The 18072-nt window shown below is 45.7% G+C and carries 15 protein-coding genes; 7 read left to right on the forward strand and 8 right to left on the reverse strand.

Annotated elements, in window-relative coordinates:
• Positions 1 to 161 precede the first annotated feature (161 nt).
• The 4 genes from FTU40_RS11595 to FTU40_RS11610 form a co-directional block, all read right to left on the reverse strand.
• On the reverse strand, positions 162 to 1481 hold the full coding sequence (locus FTU40_RS11595; RefSeq protein WP_005108434.1) for an MFS transporter: 1320 nt from the start codon (positions 1479 to 1481) through the stop codon (positions 162 to 164).
• Between the two features lie 130 nt (positions 1482 to 1611).
• Positions 1612 to 2256, reverse strand: a complete 645-nt coding sequence (locus FTU40_RS11600) for a trimeric intracellular cation channel family protein (RefSeq protein ID WP_005108433.1) — start codon at positions 2254 to 2256, stop codon at positions 1612 to 1614.
• 61 nt (positions 2257 to 2317) lie between these two features.
• Entirely contained in the window at positions 2318 to 2782 is a 465-nt protein-coding gene (locus FTU40_RS11605) for a YchJ family protein (protein WP_180040944.1), read from the reverse strand.
• A 73-nt stretch (positions 2783 to 2855) separates the two neighbouring features.
• The gene (locus FTU40_RS11610; RefSeq protein WP_179999268.1) at positions 2856 to 4433 is read right to left on the reverse strand and encodes a TerC family protein; all 1578 of its coding nucleotides are present in this window, start codon (positions 4431 to 4433) and stop codon (positions 2856 to 2858) included.
• 332 nt (positions 4434 to 4765) lie between these two features.
• Here FTU40_RS11610 and FTU40_RS11615 point away from each other — a divergent pair, with 332 nt between their 5' ends.
• Positions 4766 to 5386 (forward strand): TIGR00730 family Rossman fold protein, encoded by a 621-nt coding sequence (locus FTU40_RS11615; RefSeq protein ID WP_100355210.1) that lies wholly within the window; start codon positions 4766 to 4768, stop codon positions 5384 to 5386.
• A 60-nt stretch (positions 5387 to 5446) separates the two neighbouring features.
• Here the strand turns inward: FTU40_RS11615 and FTU40_RS11620 are convergent, their stop codons facing one another.
• Positions 5447 to 6421 carry a hypothetical protein gene (locus FTU40_RS11620; protein ID WP_074383680.1) on the reverse strand — a complete coding sequence of 325 codons (975 nt, stop codon included), beginning with the start codon at positions 6419 to 6421 and terminating at the stop codon, positions 5447 to 5449.
• A 335-nt stretch (positions 6422 to 6756) separates the two neighbouring features.
• Here FTU40_RS11620 and mdtD point away from each other — a divergent pair, with 335 nt between their 5' ends.
• The 6 genes from mdtD (at position 6757) to FTU40_RS11650 (ending at position 13025) form a co-directional block, all read left to right on the forward strand.
• Positions 6757 to 8148: a multidrug transporter subunit MdtD gene (mdtD, locus tag FTU40_RS11625; RefSeq protein ID WP_074383681.1), complete on the forward strand. Its 1392-nt coding sequence runs from the start codon at positions 6757 to 6759 to the stop codon at positions 8146 to 8148.
• A gap of 67 nt (positions 8149 to 8215) precedes the next feature.
• The gene (locus FTU40_RS11630) at positions 8216 to 8995 is read left to right on the forward strand and encodes a GH25 family lysozyme (protein WP_159516357.1); all 780 of its coding nucleotides are present in this window, start codon (positions 8216 to 8218) and stop codon (positions 8993 to 8995) included.
• Between the two features lie 58 nt (positions 8996 to 9053).
• On the forward strand, positions 9054 to 10070 hold the full coding sequence (locus FTU40_RS11635; protein WP_180040946.1) for an MBL fold metallo-hydrolase: 1017 nt from the start codon (positions 9054 to 9056) through the stop codon (positions 10068 to 10070).
• A gap of 20 nt (positions 10071 to 10090) precedes the next feature.
• Positions 10091 to 11146, forward strand: coding sequence for a DNA polymerase IV (gene dinB, locus FTU40_RS11640; RefSeq protein WP_100355214.1), 1056 nt, complete (start codon positions 10091 to 10093; stop codon positions 11144 to 11146).
• 222 nt (positions 11147 to 11368) lie between these two features.
• Positions 11369 to 12667, forward strand: a complete 1299-nt coding sequence (shiA, locus tag FTU40_RS11645; RefSeq protein WP_180040948.1) for a shikimate transporter — start codon at positions 11369 to 11371, stop codon at positions 12665 to 12667.
• A gap of 1 nt (position 12668) precedes the next feature.
• The gene (locus FTU40_RS11650) at positions 12669 to 13025 is read left to right on the forward strand and encodes a RidA family protein (RefSeq protein WP_074383685.1); all 357 of its coding nucleotides are present in this window, start codon (positions 12669 to 12671) and stop codon (positions 13023 to 13025) included.
• A 54-nt stretch (positions 13026 to 13079) separates the two neighbouring features.
• On the opposite strand, the gene FTU40_RS11655 is transcribed toward FTU40_RS11650, so the two are convergent.
• The 3 genes from FTU40_RS11655 to FTU40_RS11665 form a co-directional block, all read right to left on the reverse strand.
• Positions 13080 to 13628 (reverse strand): DUF2726 domain-containing protein, encoded by a 549-nt coding sequence (locus FTU40_RS11655; protein ID WP_180040949.1) that lies wholly within the window; start codon positions 13626 to 13628, stop codon positions 13080 to 13082.
• Between the two features lie 399 nt (positions 13629 to 14027).
• Positions 14028 to 16439, reverse strand: coding sequence for a YgiQ family radical SAM protein (locus FTU40_RS11660; RefSeq protein ID WP_005169087.1), 2412 nt, complete (start codon positions 16437 to 16439; stop codon positions 14028 to 14030).
• 224 nt (positions 16440 to 16663) lie between these two features.
• Positions 16664 to 17857 carry an MFS transporter gene (locus tag FTU40_RS11665; RefSeq protein WP_180040951.1) on the reverse strand — a complete coding sequence of 398 codons (1194 nt, stop codon included), beginning with the start codon at positions 17855 to 17857 and terminating at the stop codon, positions 16664 to 16666.
• Positions 17858 to 18072: the final 215 nt, after the last annotated feature.

An 18072-nucleotide genomic window follows, 5' to 3' on the forward strand; every position in this document is an offset into this window, starting at 1 on the left:
ACCTATAGTCCTAAATAATTCGTTTTTGTATCAATGTTTCTTATGCTATGTCGCGGCTGGGGATGACACAAGAGCATCAAATGCCTCAGCGCGACAATTTGTGTCTTATGGCCTAAAAATATCCACTTTATAGACCCTAAGCAACTAAAAATTCATCAAGTTTATAAGCCCATCGACTCAAGGGTCTTGCCTTTGGTTTCTTCACCCAAAACCAGAATCACAATTGCAACGGCAACCAGAACCGCAGTAAACATGGTGAAGACATAACTGAAACCATTTGGCATGCCCATCAGATGGGTGACAGCAAAAGGTGCTGCGATGCCCCCAATTCGGCCTACTGCGCCAGCCCAGCCTGAACCAAAAGCACGGATATTGGTTGGATATTGTTCTGGTGTATAGGTATAAAGCACGCCCCAAGCACCCAGATTAAAGAAGGACATCAGACAGCCCCAGATCACAATTTCGGTGACACTGCCCGACTGGCCAAAGAAATATGCCGAGATGGCACACATGCCGATGAAACCTGCCAAGGTCGGTTTACGACCGAGTTTTTCGACCAGCCATGCTGCCACCAGATAACCGGGCAACTGCGCTAAAATCATAATCAGCACGTATTCAAAGGACTGGACGATGCTATAGCCCTCTTTGACCAGCAAACTTGGCAACCAGGTAAAGATGCCATAATAAGAAAATATAATACCGAACCAGATCAGCCACAGCATGAGGGTACGACGCGCAAAGATACCCGACCACAACTGGGTAAATGAAATATACTGTTTCTCTGCGACCGGCTTCACTTCAAAGATTTCATAAACTTCAACGCCGCATTGACGCTCGATCTTTTTCACCAGTGCCGAAGCTTCTTCTACACGGCCACGGTTAATCAGAAATGGAATAGATTCCGGCACCATTTTCCAGATCACAATCGCATATAGCGCAGGCAGACCACCGATCAGGAAAGCGGTTTGCCAGCCAAAATCCGGAATGACAAAGCGCGATACCAGAGCCGCAACCAACCAGCCCAGTCCCCAGAAACTTTCCAGCAACACGATAAAACGGCCACGTACATGCGCAGGAATATATTCACTGACCAGCGTCACTGCCACGGGTAACTGTCCACCCAGACCTAAACCGACGATAAAACGAAACACCAACAACCAGGTCAAATTCGGTGCAAAAGCGCAGGCCGCTGTAGCCAAGCTATAAATCACCAGTGTCACAGCGAATACGGTTTTACGGCCGAAACGGTCTGCCAGACCACCTGAACAGATTGCACCGATTGCCATACCAACAAAACCAATCGACACTACCCAGCTTTTTTGATCCGCAGTCATCTGCCAGTCTTCAGCCATTTTTGCCAGAATAAACGAAATCAATCCGGTATCCATGGCATCAAACATCCAACCGAGTCCAATCACCACCAGCAAGGTGTAATGAAACCGACCAATCGGTAAGCGTTGTATGCGAGAAACTAAATCCATAACAAAAATCTCTGATCAGGTGGAACGGGAGATGCTGCTTTCTCAACAGGTAGGCTGCTTTGTATTTTTTATACTATGAATTAAGCTGAATGCGGCTATTTTTTATAGCCGCATTCATGACGATTACAAATCAGGATTCGTCTTTGGAAGATGCCGAATGTTCATCATCTTCTTTATAAATGAATTTTGGCATTTCCAGTCCAAAATAGATGGCGATCAAACGCAAGCTAAAGCCGAAAATCAGGGTGGAAAGAATGGTCAGGTCCTGCGACAAGCCGTAATGGCTACAGAGCCAGTAAAAGATCACTGAAACAAAAGCAATACTGGCATACAGTTCACGACGGAAAACCAAAGGTACATCATTACATAGGATGTCACGCAAGATCCCGCCGGATACACCGGTCAAGACACCTGCAACGGCACTCACCACAAAACCATGTCCCATTTCCAGAGCAATCTGGCAGCCAATAATGGTAAAACCAATCAGACCCAAAGCATCCAGTACCAGGAAGACATTACGTAACTGGCGCATCCATTTTGCAATCAGGATGGTGACGAAAGCAGCGCAACAGGTCAGCACCAGATATTCGGGGTGTTTGACCCAGGTTAAAGGATAATGTCCCAGCAGAACATCACGAACCGACCCACCACCCAGTGCCGTAACACAGGCAATGATCATGACACCAAACCAGTCCATGCTGCGCCGGCCAGCGGACAGTGCCCCGGTCATCGCTTCAGCGGTAATTGCAATAATATAGATGACGGTCAGTAACATCGCCCTGCTTCCACCTGAGGCTTTGAGATGGCGCTTATTCTAAGCTAAATCTATGTGAAAGTTATAAAAATCCCGCACAACATTGCTTAAATTTTTTCCCCGAGCCACAAATGCAAACCTGTTCCATGCTGATTTTCTGCTCCGTGGTCGGGTCCAGAAAATACCAGTGGCCTTCAAATTTTACAAAATGCGAAGCTTCATGATGCACGTGTGCCTGCTTGCCATCATGAAAATGCGCCTTAAACTCGACTAAGGCGTGATTTTTATCTAATTTTTCATTGGCTTGAATAATCTCAAGCTTTAACCACTGATTGGCCTTGCTCCAATCGCTAATGGCTTGCAAATCCAGTGCCTGCTGCTGACCCAGCGCAGTCGTGGTTTTGATGTAATCGATTTCATGCTTGGCAAAGGCACTATAACGGGAACGCATCAGTTGCTGCGCAGTCTCTGCGACCTGTTGTCCAGTATGTAAGGGCTGACAACAGCTATGATATTCACCGTGTCCACATGGACATGCTTCTGACATTTCAGTTCCATAAAAATAGCCCGACGATGCGGGCTATTTTAGCAAACTTTACCAACCCAACGCTGACTATAGTTTAGTCCTGCGCAGGAAGCTGCGGAATGATATGCACTTTATCGATCTTATGACCGTCCATGGTCACCACCTCAAAGATATGCCCGTCTGCTTCAAACTTTTCACCGCTATGCGGTAAACGTGCCATATGGAATAACACATAGCCAGATAAGGTCGAATATTCTTCAGTTTCATTGACCAGATCACGATCCAGCAGCAAGGAAACGTGACGAATATCGGTGGAACCGTCCAGAATCAGGCTGCCATCATCCAGACTTTCTGCTGCGACTTGCAGCTCATCTTCATCTGGAAATTCACCGGCAATCGCTTCAAGGATATCAATCGGTGTGGCAATCCCTTCAATTGAGCCATATTCATTCAGCACAATTGCCATCTGTAAGGGCGCTTGACGCAATTGATCCATCACCATCAGTACCTGAGCATTTTCATGCACGATGACTGGCTCACGTAAATGCTTTTCAAAGTCCAGCACCCCAGTTTCAATATATTCATTCAGGACTTTATGGGTCAGCACCACACCGGCAATATTGTCCAGTTCGCCGCGAGCGATGATCAGACGCGAGTGGCTCATCTGCAACAATTGTGCTTTGATGCTGTCGGCATCATTGTCCAGATCGATCCATTCCAGTTCGGGACGCGGCGTCATCACCGATTTTACCGGACGTTCAGACAGACCCAAAACTCCCTGCACCATGACACTGTGATAGATGCCGTTGTCATCATTAAAGACTTCATCAGCAAAGGCACGGGTTGCCAGAACATCTTCCGGCTCCGAAGAATCATTGTCCTGAGCAGGTTTACCCCCGAGCATCCGCATCACTGCAGAAGCAGTTCGGTAACGCATATCCGTGGTGGTCACCATTTTTTCCTGATTGCGTTTCATGGTCTGATTAATAAACTCGACAATGACAGAGAAGCCAATTGCTGCGTATAAGTAACCTTTCGGAATATGGAAACCAAAGCCTTCTACCACCAGCGAGAAACCGATCATCATCAGGAAGCCAAGACACAGAATCACCACGGTCGGATGCTTATTGACGAAATCCATCAAGGCTTTGGATGCCCACAGCATAATCCCGATGGCAATAATCACGGCAATCATCATCACAGACAGGTCTTTGACCATGCCCACCGCAGTAATCACGCTGTCGAGCGAGAATACCGCATCCAGGACTACAATCTGGACAATGACCATCCAGAATACCGCATGTACCGGATTTTCTTCTTTAATGACAGGTTTGGCTTCCAGACGCTCATGCAGTTCCATGGTGCCTTTGAACAGCAGGAATACCCCACCAAACAATAGAATCAGATCCCGGCCCGAGAAAGCATGATCAAAAATCTGGAACAGTGGATCGGTGAGCGTTACGACCCAGGCAATCGAAGCCAGCAAGATCAAACGCATCACCAGGGCCAGCATTAAGCCCACAATCCGCGCGGCATTACGTTGTTCTGGTGGCAGTTTCTCCGCCAAAATGGCAATAAAAACCAGATTGTCGATCCCGAGTACAATCTCAAGAACAATTAACGTGAGTAAACCGACCCAGGCTGAAGGGTCCGACATCCATTCAAAGATCATACGCTTGGCTCCTGAAGCTCAGGACTGCAGCATTGAATGAACCGAGACTGTAATGAAACAGCATAATATTTTTGATATTGAACAATACCAATTACTTGACGGCGATTTATAGCGTTACACGGCCAACTACCACTACCCATTTTCGTTCTATTGTTGTGAAACCAATTTTCAGTATATCAAGATCAATTTGAAATTCACCTGTTTTCATGGCTGTTTATCGATGAATTTTGCTGAGCCCTATTGCAGTGAAAATGTAGCCGCACACAGAATTGTCATATTTATTAATTAAGCTAGAGTCACCAGAAAGAAAAATGATAAGGTGAAGAAAATAAATGCAAAGCGTAATTCAAATGACAGATTATTTTAAAGACAACTCCCCAAAAACAACTCGCCCTCTAGTGGCACTCTATTGTGGTTCACGTGCAGGCAACAAACCGGTTTATTTAGAAAAAGCCATTCATCTCTCGCAAGGACTGGCAGAACATGGTTTCGGGCTAGTCTATGGTGGCGCCAGTATTGGCCTGATGGGACAGGTCGCGGATGCCATGATCCAGCATGGCGGTGAAGCCGTTGGGGTGATTCCCGAATTTATGCTGGATTATGAAATTGCCCATAACCAGCTCACTGAATTACATGTGGTGACCAGCATGCATCAACGTAAGGCTATGATGGCTGAGCGGGCCTGTGCCTTTGTGGCACTACCGGGCGGACTGGGCACGTTTGAGGAAATTCTGGAAATTGCCACCTGGGGTCAGCTGAACCAGCACCAGAAACCGATGATGCTATATAACGTTAACGGTTTTTATGATGCCTTGATTATGCAGCTGGACCGTGCCGTTGAAGACGGGTTTTTGCCTCCCCAGCATCGCGCCAAACTAATTGTTTGCGAAGATGAAAATGAAATTTATAGCTCATTAACCAATTTGGGCCATCCTCAAAGATTTGTGGTTTAAAGCATTCAAAGTAAAAAAGCGAGCACTGGGCTCGCTTTTTTTATGGATTATGGCTGCTAGTTATTGACCATAATTCGTCACAAAATCATAGAACATCGGCAATGTGGTCGCCAGAATCACAGACATGGCCAGACCGAACATCAGTTTCATCGCATCTGCACTGACATTACGTGAAGTCCGATGTTTGTTGACTTCATCCAGAATCATCGACATGGCAAATTCACGACCTGCGAGTAAGCCCAGGAACACCCAAGTAGTACTCATTGGAATATTGCTCCACTCTTTGAAGATCAACAGGATAATGGCATACAGGAAGTCGATAATCGTGGCAGCACGAATATCGGTGACACCAGTTTTGGTGTCGACAATGTTCTGGATCGCCCCGCCACGTTGATACAGAATCACGCCCAGCAAGACCACGAATACCATAATCGCAAACATCAGGAATTCAAACGGCACCTGACGTGGTACATACACGAAGATGTTGGCCAGATCCTGAATCAGCCATTGGCTCCACAGAAAACCGGTAGAGACCCACTGTAAGCCCATCCAGACCTTGGAGTGCTCCTGATGACGTGTCTTGGCAAAATGGCGTGCCAGCTGCTTGACCACAAAACGATAGATGACAATCGCCACGATAAAGGCCACGGCGTAGCCCATCATTGATTTGACCATCATCGAGCCCAGGCTGGCAGGAGAGAAGATCGTCAGTACCAGGAAGGTCGTACTGACCGGAATCCCGTATCTGGTCAGTATTAACAGGAGAATAGGCGGCACAATATACAGCCAGGTAATCCCTCCTTCAGGGAAAGGAATGGTTTCTAGACGACCATATGAGGCATCACCGACTCCAGAGACATACCAGCCATAGGTCAGTACGACAATTAGAATTGAGCTGATATAAATCCACAACACCCACCAGGGACGATGTGCATTCGAAGAAATAAATGTCCCTAAGGTTTGAGGCACATCATTTCCGACAATAGAATAGGCGGCTAAACAGAAGCCGATCACCATCAAAATCTCGATTGTCATAAAAACAAACCTATACGCGAGGAGATTTCAGCATTGCTGAAAAGTTGGCCCAAGATTATGACGGTTTTATTTCATTTTCATGACAATTTTGTCATATTTTCATTTGATGAAGATGAAATTGACAGAGAAAGCTGTTTATAAACAAAAAAGTACTGCTTTAATTTTATTTTTATCGCTCTTTACAGCTATGGAGCTCCGATCTGATAAATACTCACTTTGTTATGAGTTTTACACTTATAACTGATTTATATCTTGAAAAAAAGTTCACACGTATTCACTACACCTGTGCCTTAATCTTCCTTTAAACTATTCAAAATTTTCAGTTTTCCAGAATTATGAATGCCACGCCTACGCATCAAGCCTTAGATCCCGAATTCAGACTGCTGGTCTTGTTGGTATCGATCGGATTTTTTATGCAGGGGCTGGATACCACCATTATTAATACAGCTCTGCCCGCGATTGCACATAACCTACAGGCCGATCCTTTACGCATGCACAGTGTTGTGGTGGCTTATGTCTTGTCTGTGGCAGCCTGTATTCCCTTGAGTGGCTGGCTGGCAGACCGTTTCGGCGTCAGAAATATCTATTTTGCTGCAATTATTATTTTCTCTTTGGCCTCTTTGGGCTGTGCCTGGTCAGATAGTCTGAATGAATTACTGGCTTATCGGATCTTGCAAGGAATGGGTGGCGCCTTACTGCTCCCCGTCGGCCGTTTGGCCATGCTCAAGATCATTCCCCGTACCCAGTTTCTGGCCGCCATGAGCCTAATGAGTCTGGCCGGCCTGATTGGCCCCCTGATTGGTCCAACTCTTGGGGGCTGGATGGTGGAATATCTGTCCTGGCAATGGATTTTCCTGATCAATCTGCCGATTGGCTTACTGGGAGCGCTGATTACTTTTAAGGCCATGCCGAATGTCATTGAACCGCTGGTCGCTCGCTTTGATTATTGGGGCTTTGTCTTGCTGGTTGTGGCCATGGTGGGACTCTGTCTGGGAATTGAAAATTTTGCCAGTCCACAAAATTCGCTGTGGTGGAGTCTAAGCCTGATTCTGGCCGGAATCTTGGCGGCCTTGATGTATGCCTATCATTCGCATACGCATAGCAATGCCCTGTTCCGCAGTCGGCTCTTTAAAAATAAAATTTATGCGATTGGCATTCTGGGGAATTTTTTTGCCCGTCTTGGCGGTAATTCGATTCCGTTTTTACTCCCCCTTATGTTGCAAGTCGCCTTTGGTTTTGAGCCCTTTATTACCGGTCTATTGATGATTCCAACCGTACTCGGCTCTCTGGCGTCTAAACCGATTATCCGAAAAATCATTCAGCGTTTTGGTTATCGTCGGGTTTTGCTGGTCAATACCTTATTGGTGGGTTTATGTATTGCCAGTTTTGCCCTGACCACGGCGGACACCCCGATCTGGCTGCGTGCAATTCATTTCTTTATCTTCGGCATTTTAAATTCCCTACAATTTGTATCGATGAATACCCTGACTTTAAAGGACTTAAGCCAGCAGGATGCCAGTAGCGGCAACAGTTTCCTGTCGATGATCATGATGCTGTCAATGAGTATTGGGGTGGCGCTGGCAGGCACCCTGGTCAACATGCTGAGTGCCTATTACGGCGCTGACAATCTGGTGGCTGCTTTTCATGTGTCACTGATCTGTTTAGGCTGTATCAATATTATTGCAGCTTATATTTTCTGGCATATTCCTAAAAACACCCCTGTTTAATACGATATATTAACGCCAGGCGAATGCAGCCTTTAAGCTCAGGTTTAGATACAGGTAAGAACTGAAAATGCAAAAAAATCTGGCTCTGAACAGATTCAAACAGCCGCTTTTCATCGGGCTTGGCATTCTGATCGCCGTGATGATTATCGCCATGATTTATCTTTGCCTGATTAAAGCCCCTTCTGCGCATGCAGCAGATTATCCGATCCAGGGTTTCGATGTATCACACCATCAACAAGAAATTCAATGGCAGCAGATTTCGCCGGAAAAATACCGTTTTGTCTATCTGAAAGCCACAGAAGGTGGTGACTTTAAAGATACGCGTTTTCAAGAGAACTGGCTCAAGGCGCGGGAACGCGGCTTTCTGGTCGGTGCCTATCATTTCTATCGGCTTTGTCGCGATGGCAGCATTCAGGCACAGAACTTTATCGACTCCGTCCCCAAGCAAGCCAATGCTTTACCGCCGGTGATTGATCTGGAATATGACAGCAATTGCATCAATACCTATTCCAAAGAGCAGCTTCTAAACGAAATCCAGATCATGCACGATGCCCTGCAAAAGCATTATGGCAAACAGCCAATTTTCTATATTTCTAAAGCATTTTATAATATTGTACTGGCAGGATATTTTCCCGAAGTGCCACTCTGGGTACGCGAGTATAAGGGTCTGCCCGATTTAAACAACCAGCCCAAATGGACCTTCTGGCAACATAGCAATCAGGGTAAAATTCCCGGCATTAGTACAACTGTGGATCTGAATGTGTTCTATGGCTCAGAACAGCAGTGGCTGGATTTTCTGAAAATGAATGCAATTGCAGTACCATCATCTACTCATCAGGCCAAATAAAATCGATCGTTTGAAAACAAGCGCTTTATAAAAGTAGAAAAATAAGGAAATAAAAATCTTGAAATGGATTAAAGGTATTTTACTCAGTCTGGTGATTGTTCTGCTGCTCATAGCGGGTGTGCTGGCTTATCTGCTGCAACCTTCAGGCAAGCTCAGTGACTTTCAGAACTGGCAGCCGCAAAGCAGTTCCTCTCGTTCTGGACTAAACGTTAAATTTTTCGGTGTTTCCACCCTGTTGCTGGATGATGGTCAGGATCAGATCCTGATAGATGGTTTCTTTAGCCGGCCGTCGTTGTCGCAAGTGCTTAGCGGTCCAATTCAGAGTGATAGCGTGCTATTAAGGCAGCTAATTCAAGAGCATGAACTGCACCGGGCCAAAGCCATTCTGGTCAGTCACTCGCATTATGATCATGTTCTGGATCTACCGGCTTTACTGGAAATGCTTCCTGAAACCGCTGTCATCGGTTCACCCACTAGCCTGAATATCGCCCGGGCAAATCCCAAAGTAAGTCCGCAGCAGTTACACTCCGTCACGCCTAGGCAAATACAGCACGTCAACAAATTTCAAGTAACCGCAATTCCTTCACAACATACGCCAGCCACAGCGGTAAATGATGACCTAGGCGAAGAGTTATTCCAACCTTTAGCCCTGCCGGCCAAATTTTCCGAATTTAAGGAAGGCGGCAGTTGTGATTACCTGATTGAGCATTCAGGACACAAGATTCTGGTCAAGGCCAGTACCGGATTTATCCCGGATCAATTTAAAAACCTGCAGGTCGATACGTTATTTTTGGGTATTGCCCAGCTCTCCAGACAATCCAATGACTATCAGCGGCACTATCTGGCTGAAACCCTGCAAACGCTCAAACCCAAAGTGGTCATCCCGATACATTGGGATGATTTTTTCCAGCCTTTAAGCCAGCCGCTACAATTTTTACCCCGTCTTGCCGATGACACTCCAAAAAGTTTGAATCTTCTGATTCAGGCCGCCGAGGCACAAGGAACAAAAGTCGTTCTGCTCAGCGGACCGCAACCCTATTTACTCAACTCAGCCGTCGCTTCCCAATCCGATTAAAGCCCCTTAAGATAGCGGCTATGCGCAAAATTATTCATATCGATATGGATGCGTTTTATGCCTCGGTCGAGCTGCGTGAACGTCCAGAACTCAGACACCTGCCTGTGGTGATTGCCTCGCATCATCCCCGGGCGGTGGTTGCGGCTGCCTCCTATCCGGCACGCGAATATGGTCTACGTTCTGCCATGTCGATGGGACAGGCGCGCAAGCTCTGTCCGCAGGTCATCGTAATTGAGCCGGACTTTGCCAAATACCGTCAAGTTTCTGCACAGATCCATCAAATTTTCCAGCAATATACCGCCCTGATTGAGCCTTTATCGCTAGATGAAGCCTTTCTGGATGTCACAGAAAATTTACAACAGATTCCGAGTGCTACCGAGGTCGCCATGCGGATTCGGGAGGATATTGTTCAAGTGACTGGACTGACTGCTTCTGCCGGCGTGGCACCGAATAAATTTCTGGCCAAAATTGCCTCGGACTGGCACAAACCGAATGGCATCTGTGTGATCAAGCCCTCACAGGTGCAGCGTTTTATTCAGAATCTGCCGCTGAAGAAAATTCCCGGGGTGGGTAAAGTCACCCAGGAAAAACTGAAAAGCCTGAATCTGGATACCTTGGGTGACTTACAACAGATGGATGAAGCCATCCTGATTCAGCATTTTGGTAAATATGGACGGCGGCTGTTTTTATATGCGCAAGGCATTGATGAACGACCGGTCGAAGTAGAACGGGAACGCCAGCAGATTTCCAAAGAGACCACCTTTGATGATGATCTTTATTTAAATCAGTGCCATCCCTATTGGGAAGCTTTAGTTACACAACTGTGGCAAAGCTTGCAAAAAAAACAGCTTTCAGCTCGCGGCGTTACGGTCAAATTAAAGCTCAAGAATTTTCAGGTGATGCAGCACAGTAAAAGTTTTAAGCAGCTCTTGCGCAGTCCGCAGGAATTAGCACAAGCCTTGGACTTACTATTGGATGATCTGCATATCGCGCCGCAGATGCAATTCCGGCTGATCGGTGTCGGCGTCTATCAACTCAGCGCCCCCGAGACTGAAACCCAATTATTACTGCTCTAAACGACTTTTGTTCATGTTTTGAACATCAGTTTAAAAATACAGCAACTTTATTTTTATATTTTGATTTTTTAGAGTACTCTATCTGCGCAATGCATTATCCATGTATATGCTGAGATGCTGAAAATCACCTTTACTTTCAGCATGCTGTCCTGTGATTGGCGTGACGATCAAATCCGAATATTACAGGGCAACTCTGATGTAACTCATGGAATCCCCTCCTGCATGCCTTCTGTAAATTCTTCTGTTATTCAAGAACAACGCGCACGTAAAGCTGCGCTATCTAGTTTTGTTGGTGCTGTTGTCGATTGGTATGATTTTCTCCTTTACGGCATTGTTGCAGCCTTAATTTTTAAAGATCAGTTTTTCCCCAGTATTGGCGAGAACATGGGCACCCTGGCGGCACTAGCCACCTTTGGGGTCGGCTTCCTGTTTCGTCCTTTAGGCGGTGTGGTATTTGGTCACTTTGGTGACAAGCTCGGCCGCAAAAAAATGCTGGTACTCACTGTAATCCTGATGGGAATTTCCACGGTCGGGATTGGCCTGCTGCCAAATTTTGAAGCGATTGGCTGGTGGGCACCGGTACTGCTGGTGTTTTGTCGAGCCTTGCAAGGCTTTGCCGTGGGTGGTGAATGGGGCGGTGCAGCCCTCATGGCCGTAGAAAATGCGCCAAAAGGAAAAAAAGCCTTTTACAGCAGTGGGGTTCAGGTCGGCTACGGCGTTGGTCTGGTTCTGGCGACCGGTGCAGTATCACTTATTCTTGCGACACTGGGTGAAGAAGCCTTTGCCGAGTGGGCATGGCGTATTCCCTTTTTAGCCAGTATCGTGTTGATCGGCATTGCCATGTGGATTCGCCGTGATCAGGATGAATCACAAGAATTTGTAGAAAAGGTGGTGAAAGCAGACCATCAACCAGAAAAGCTGCCGATCTTGCAGGCGATTAGCAAACATCCAAAAGCTTTCTTTTATATTATTGCCTTACGCTTGACAGAGTTGCTGACCATGTATCTGGTTACCAACTTTGCCCTGAACTATTCGACTAGCAATCTGGGCATGGACAAACAGTTCTTCCTGAATATCACCCTGATGGTCGGGGCAATCAGCTGTTTCAGTATTCCATTTTTTGCCTGGCTGGCAGATAAATTTAATCATCAGAAAATGTGCGTCTGGGGCGGTTTGATTGGTGCACTCTCAGCCTTCCCATTCTTTATGGCGCTCGATGCACAAAACACCTGGATGATTATTGTTGGCGCAATTTTACTGGCGAACGTCGCACACGATATGGTAGTTAGTGTCCATCAACCGATTTTCACCTCACTGTTTGGCACAGAATACCGCTACAGCGGTGCCGGAGTTGGCTATCAGGTGGCGAGTATCATTGGTGGTGGTTTTACCCCATTTATTGCAGCAGCACTGGTGATTTGGGCGGATGGTTCATGGCATTATGTAGCCCTCTATCTGGCAGTGGGTTGCTTGCTGACTGCACTGGTCGCAGCCCTGATGCCCAAAACGCAGGATGAATAATATGACAGTGGAACGCTTACATATCTCGAAACGCTTTTCAGAAATTGCCATTGCGGGCAATCTGGTACATCTTGCCGGGCAACTGGCCACAGATGTTGAGCTGGATATCAAAGGTCAAACCCAACAAACTTTAGATATTATCGACCAGTTTCTGGCAGATGCCGGTACAGACAAAAGTCACATCATGTCAGTCACTATTTATCTCAAGGACATTGAGCGTGACTATGCAGCTTTTAATGAAGTCTGGGATGCCTGGGTCGCTGATATCGAAGCGCTGCCTCGTACCTGTGTAGAAGCAAAACTCTATGATCCACGGGTATTGGTCGAACTGACCGTCGTGGCGGTTAAGCCGGAATAATGTTTCAAGATCGATATTCATAAAAAAAGCATGCTTCTGGCATGCTTTTTTGTTTTAACCGACTGCTTTGATTTTACTGCGCTTTAAATCTGAATATAAATAATACTTTTTCAGATCATTGCTGACCGTATATTTGGGCATTTTCTTCATTTGCGCTTGCTCCTGCAGAAAATCTTGCCGCAACTGGTAATATTCCGGCACATCATCGTAGCGAATCACCCGATAACCGGCCATACTCAACAAGGCATCCTGAAAACCCGTCTGCTGTGGACGCTTCAAGATTAAAGGATCATCCACAGCCACAATGGCTATAATCTGATGCTGTTGATCCATAATCACAAAATCTGCAGTCAGGTTGCGATATTTATGTCGCGTCCGGTTAAATTTGGTGGTCATTAAGGCATCATAGGACACATGGGCCAAAACAATATATTCAGGTAATACTTCCTTCAAGCGCGTGAAGGTCAATTGCTCATTCAGGTTAAAAATAGCACGCTGCTTTAACGCGCTGTCTTGTGGTTTGGAATTATTTCCGAGCGTTTTCCATGCCATGAGCACGACACAGAAGAGCAGGAAACTCCCAATCATAATATAGGTGGTCATGCCTCAATCCTTGCATTCTTATCATCATTTTTGTTTTATTGTGGTGCAGTATAAACTCACACTTTATTTTAAATAGGTCTTACAACTAATCTGCTTAGATACCCATACAACCGGTATCAAAACCTGATTCTGCGTTACCTAAAATGACATCTTTCCCTATGTCAATGAAAGTGGATTTAAGGTACTGATAATGCACTCTAAAACATCCCTAGAATTGATCGCAATACAAATCTGCCCAACTGTAGAACAATTCCGATAAAGTGTTATTTTTATATCACTTTTAAGCCAGACTTAATGTAAATAATACATCCTTTTACATTTTTCAGTCCTCGTTTCAAGCTACGTTACTTTACCTAAGTGCTAAAAAAAGACACCGAAGTGTCTTTTCTATTAACTCAATTATGCACGTGATTTAGGCTTTGCTTTCGGCTTTGATCCACCAAATGGTTTTTTGGCATCCCCTGTTTCACGCGGCGGTAGGCCTGTGTGCTGGGTCAGGATTTGACCACGCTCAGGACGCTTCTTGGTATTTGAAGGACGGGACTGAGCTTGTGCAGCCTTGCCACGATTTCCCTGCTCACCGGTACGTTTCTGCGAATCACCCGCCACTGTCGAGTTTTTCTTGCGCGCAGACTGGTATTGACCTTCTGCACTGCCAGCAGGCTGATAAGTCGGAATCAAATGCTGTTTGGAGTTACCAATCAAATCCTGACGACCCATTTCTCTCAGAGCTTCACGCAACAACGGCCAGTTGTTTGAATCATGGTAACGCAAGAAAGCTTTGTGCAGACGACGACGTTTATCACCTTTGACAATATCTACTTGCTCAGTATAACGTGCCACTTTGGCAAGCGGGTTTTTACCGGTGTAATACATGGTGGTAGCCGTTGCCATCGGTGATGGATAAAAGGTCTGTACTTGGTCAGCACGGAAACCGTTCTTCTTCAACCAAATCGCAAGATTCATCATGTCGTAATCGGTAGTCCCCGGATGCGCTGCGATGAAATAAGGAATCAGATACTGTTCCTTGCCGGCTTCCTTACTATAACGTTCAAACATCTGTTTGAAACGATCATAGGTTCCGATTCCCGGCTTCATCATTTTATTGAGTGGGCCTTTTTCGGTATGTTCCGGTGCAATTTTTAAATAACCACCGACGTGATGGGTTACCAATTCTTTGACATATTCAGGGTTTAAAACCGCTAAGTCATAACGTAAACCAGAACCAATCAAGATCTTCTTAATACCCGGTAATGAACGTGCTTTACGGTATAACTGGGTCAATGGTGCATGATCGGTATGCAGGTTCTGACAAACGCCCGGGAAGACACACGACGGTTTACGGCAGTTCTTTTCAATCTCTGGATCTTTACAGGCCAGACGGTACATGTTGGCTGTCGGGCCACCTAGGTCTGAAATAATCCCGGTAAAGCCCGGCGCCGTATCACGGATTTTTTCCACTTCACGCAGAATTGACTCTTCAGAACGGTTCTGGATAATACGACCCTCATGTTCTGTAATCGAACAGAAGGTACAGCCACCAAAACAGCCACGCATGATGTTCACAGAGAACTTGATCATGTCAAACGCTGGAAAACGCGCTTCACCATAAGCAGGATGTGGCAAACGTGCATAAGGCAGGTCAAACACATAGTCCATTTCTTCCGTGGTCAACGGAATTGGTGGCGCATTTAGCCAGACATCACGTTCACCATGCTTTTGTACCATGGCACGGGCATTGCCCGGATTGGTTTCTAAATGCAAAATTCGGTTGGCATGGGCATAAAGCACCGGATCTGCAGCCACTTCTTCAAATGCAGGCAAGCGAATTACGGCCAGTTCACGCGGTGGTAATTTATGTTTAATTGCTTTTGAAGCGGGTTGTAATTGCACGATTTGCGTATCAGGATCTAGCTCATCGCCGGCCCGCACAATCGGATTGGCGACAGGCTCTTTCTGGAAACCTTGATATTGAGTCAGACTATCTTTGTCTTTTTCAATTTCACAACCTTCCAGATCTTCAGTCATCACATAAGGGTTAATGATTGGATCGACACGGCCAATCGCATCAACATCATTCGAGGCAATTTCGACAAACTTTGCTTTCGATGCACGGTTATGTTTATTGACAATGAACGCAGTACCGCGAACATCGGTAATCTCGTGAATTTTTTCGCCACGCGCCAGACGATGCATAATTTCGGTAATTGAGCGTTCGCCATTGCCGTACATCAAAAGATCGGCTTTTGAGTCCATCAACACTGAACGACGGACTTTATCTGACCAGTAATCATAATGTGCAATACGACGCAGAGAAGCTTCAATTCCACCTAATAATACAGGCACATCTGGATATGCTTCACGGACACGCTGACAATATACCGTTGCTGCACGGTCTGGACGTTTATTTGGCTGATTATCTGGGGAATAGGCATCATCCGAGCGGATTTTACGGTCGGCGGTATAACGGTTGATCATGGAATCCATGTTCCCTGCCGTTACCCCCCAAGCAATATTCGGTTTACCCAGAACGCGGAACGCATCCACGTTGGTCCAGTCTGGCTGTGCAATAATACCGACACGAAAGCCTTGGGCTTCTAATACCCGGCCAATAATACCTGAACAGAAAGACGGGTGATCAATATAGGCATCGCCACAGACCAGAATAAAGTCACAGCTGTCCCAGCCGAGTTGATCCATTTCCTCGCGTGACATCGGCAAAAAAGGCGCAGGGTCAAAACAAGACGCCCAATATTTGTCGTAATCAAACAACGCTTTTGGCGCAGTCTGCATGGTATAAGCAGTAGACATGGCTAGCAATTCTCGGCTGGCAGATGATAGGAGATCTAAAATAAGATCAAAGATGAAAGCCGATCATTTTACCATGAATTAGACCCAGCTTGCTTGATTATAATTTATACAAAATCAGGAACTAAGCGAATCAAAACTTGGGCATCATCAGAATTGAAAGCAAAATGATCCGCAAGATAAATGCACAGGGTTTATTTTATAGAGAAAAATCTAAATACGATGTTCTAATCTGAGCGGAGCTTGAAACTGAATGCCAGACCACTCAACAACAGTAGCGCAATAAATACAGTTAATCCACTCCAACCATAATTTTCCCAGACCAGTCCACTCGAACTGCCCAACACACTGGAACCGAGGTAATAACAGAATAAATATAGCGAAGAACCGACTGCCCGATATTGTAGCGACTGGATCGACACCCAGCTACTTGCAGTAGAGTGCGCCGCAAAAAATGAAAAAGTGAAGATTAGTAATCCGATAAAGACCAGAGCCAGCTGGTTGAGCAGCATGAGCGTTAATCCAAGGAGCATCATCAGCATCATGACGACCAATGTCTTGAATTTACCGTAATGCCGACCCCAATGTGCTGCTCGGGGGGAGCTATAAATACCAGCCAAATATGTCACCGAAATTAAACCAATCCAGGCCTGTGATAATTCAAAAGGTGCCTGAAGCAAACGATAGCTGAGATAGTTAAATATCGAGACAAAACAGCCCATCAGGATAAAACCTTGCAGAAATAAAATCTGAAGTTTCGGATCGGCCAGATTATGCATGAATGAGTTTTTGAATCGATTAAACTTGATCGGATAAGCCTTAAAATGTTGCGATACCGGCAACAGATAATAAAATAATCCTGCAATACAGATATTTAAAATACCAATTATCAGAGTAGCAGATTGCCAGGAGATAAAATCCACCAGAACTCCGGCAATTAAACGCCCGCCCATACCGCCAATTGCTGTGCCAGAAATATATAAGCCCATAGCAAAACCGATATCTTTTTCGGCAATTTCTTCCCCGATATAAGTCATGGCCACTGCCGCCACACCACTGACACAGAGACCAATTAAGATCCGAATCAATAAAAATACCGACCAAAGAGATAGTATCGAACTGAGCATTAACAAAATTGCAATCAGTGCCAGGGAGCAGACCATCACCGGTTTACGTCCGAAACGGTCTGAAATCAGTCCGGTAAATAGCAAACCAATGGCTAAGGCAAGAGTAGAAAGTGATAAGGGAAAACTACTTTGAGTCGGACTGACCTGAAAATAATCTGCCAAAATGGGCATCATCGGCTGTAGGCAATACAAAGATGAGAAAATGGCAAAGCCGGCAAGAAATAAGGAAAAAAGTACTGCTTTAAATGCGGTAGTACCATATTCAATATGGCTAGAAGATGAATTTGAGGACATATCCGCTCCTTAGATAGATCCAGTATACGCCTTTCGCTCATTTTTTCTGTGGAGATTTCATCTGAGTGATCACCTAAGCCTTTCTTCACGCACAAAAAAACACCCCCAACTGTTAAGTTGGGGGTGTTTCGAATAATGAGCTGGCGATGACTTACTCTCACATGGGTAACCCCACACTACCATCAGCGCAAAGAGGTTTCACTTCTGAGTTCGGG

Source organism: Acinetobacter sp. YH12100, from assembly GCF_013419135.1.
In the GTDB taxonomy this organism is placed as follows: Bacteria; Pseudomonadota; Gammaproteobacteria; order Pseudomonadales; family Moraxellaceae; genus Acinetobacter; species Acinetobacter pseudolwoffii.

Coding starts and splice junctions, on each gene's coding strand:
- FTU40_RS11595 (WP_005108434.1), bottom strand. CDS start 1,481: ATGGATTTAGTTTCTCGCATACAACGCTTACCGATTGGTCGGTTTCAT.
- FTU40_RS11600 (WP_005108433.1), bottom strand. CDS start 2,256: ATGTTACTGACCGTCATCTATATTATTGCAATTACCGCTGAAGCGATG.
- FTU40_RS11605 (WP_180040944.1), bottom strand. CDS start 2,782: ATGTCAGAAGCATGTCCATGTGGACACGGTGAATATCATAGCTGTTGT.
- FTU40_RS11610 (WP_179999268.1), bottom strand. CDS start 4,433: ATGATCTTTGAATGGATGTCGGACCCTTCAGCCTGGGTCGGTTTACTC.
- FTU40_RS11615 (WP_100355210.1), top strand. CDS start 4,766: ATGCAAAGCGTAATTCAAATGACAGATTATTTTAAAGACAACTCCCCA.
- FTU40_RS11620 (WP_074383680.1), bottom strand. CDS start 6,421: ATGACAATCGAGATTTTGATGGTGATCGGCTTCTGTTTAGCCGCCTAT.
- mdtD (WP_074383681.1), top strand. CDS start 6,757: ATGAATGCCACGCCTACGCATCAAGCCTTAGATCCCGAATTCAGACTG.
- FTU40_RS11630 (WP_159516357.1), top strand. CDS start 8,216: ATGCAAAAAAATCTGGCTCTGAACAGATTCAAACAGCCGCTTTTCATC.
- dinB (WP_100355214.1), top strand. CDS start 10,091: ATGCGCAAAATTATTCATATCGATATGGATGCGTTTTATGCCTCGGTC.
- shiA (WP_180040948.1), top strand. CDS start 11,369: ATGCCTTCTGTAAATTCTTCTGTTATTCAAGAACAACGCGCACGTAAA.
- FTU40_RS11650 (WP_074383685.1), top strand. CDS start 12,669: ATGACAGTGGAACGCTTACATATCTCGAAACGCTTTTCAGAAATTGCC.
- FTU40_RS11655 (WP_180040949.1), bottom strand. CDS start 13,628: ATGACCACCTATATTATGATTGGGAGTTTCCTGCTCTTCTGTGTCGTG.
- FTU40_RS11660 (WP_005169087.1), bottom strand. CDS start 16,439: ATGTCTACTGCTTATACCATGCAGACTGCGCCAAAAGCGTTGTTTGAT.
- FTU40_RS11665 (WP_180040951.1), bottom strand. CDS start 17,857: ATGTCCTCAAATTCATCTTCTAGCCATATTGAATATGGTACTACCGCA.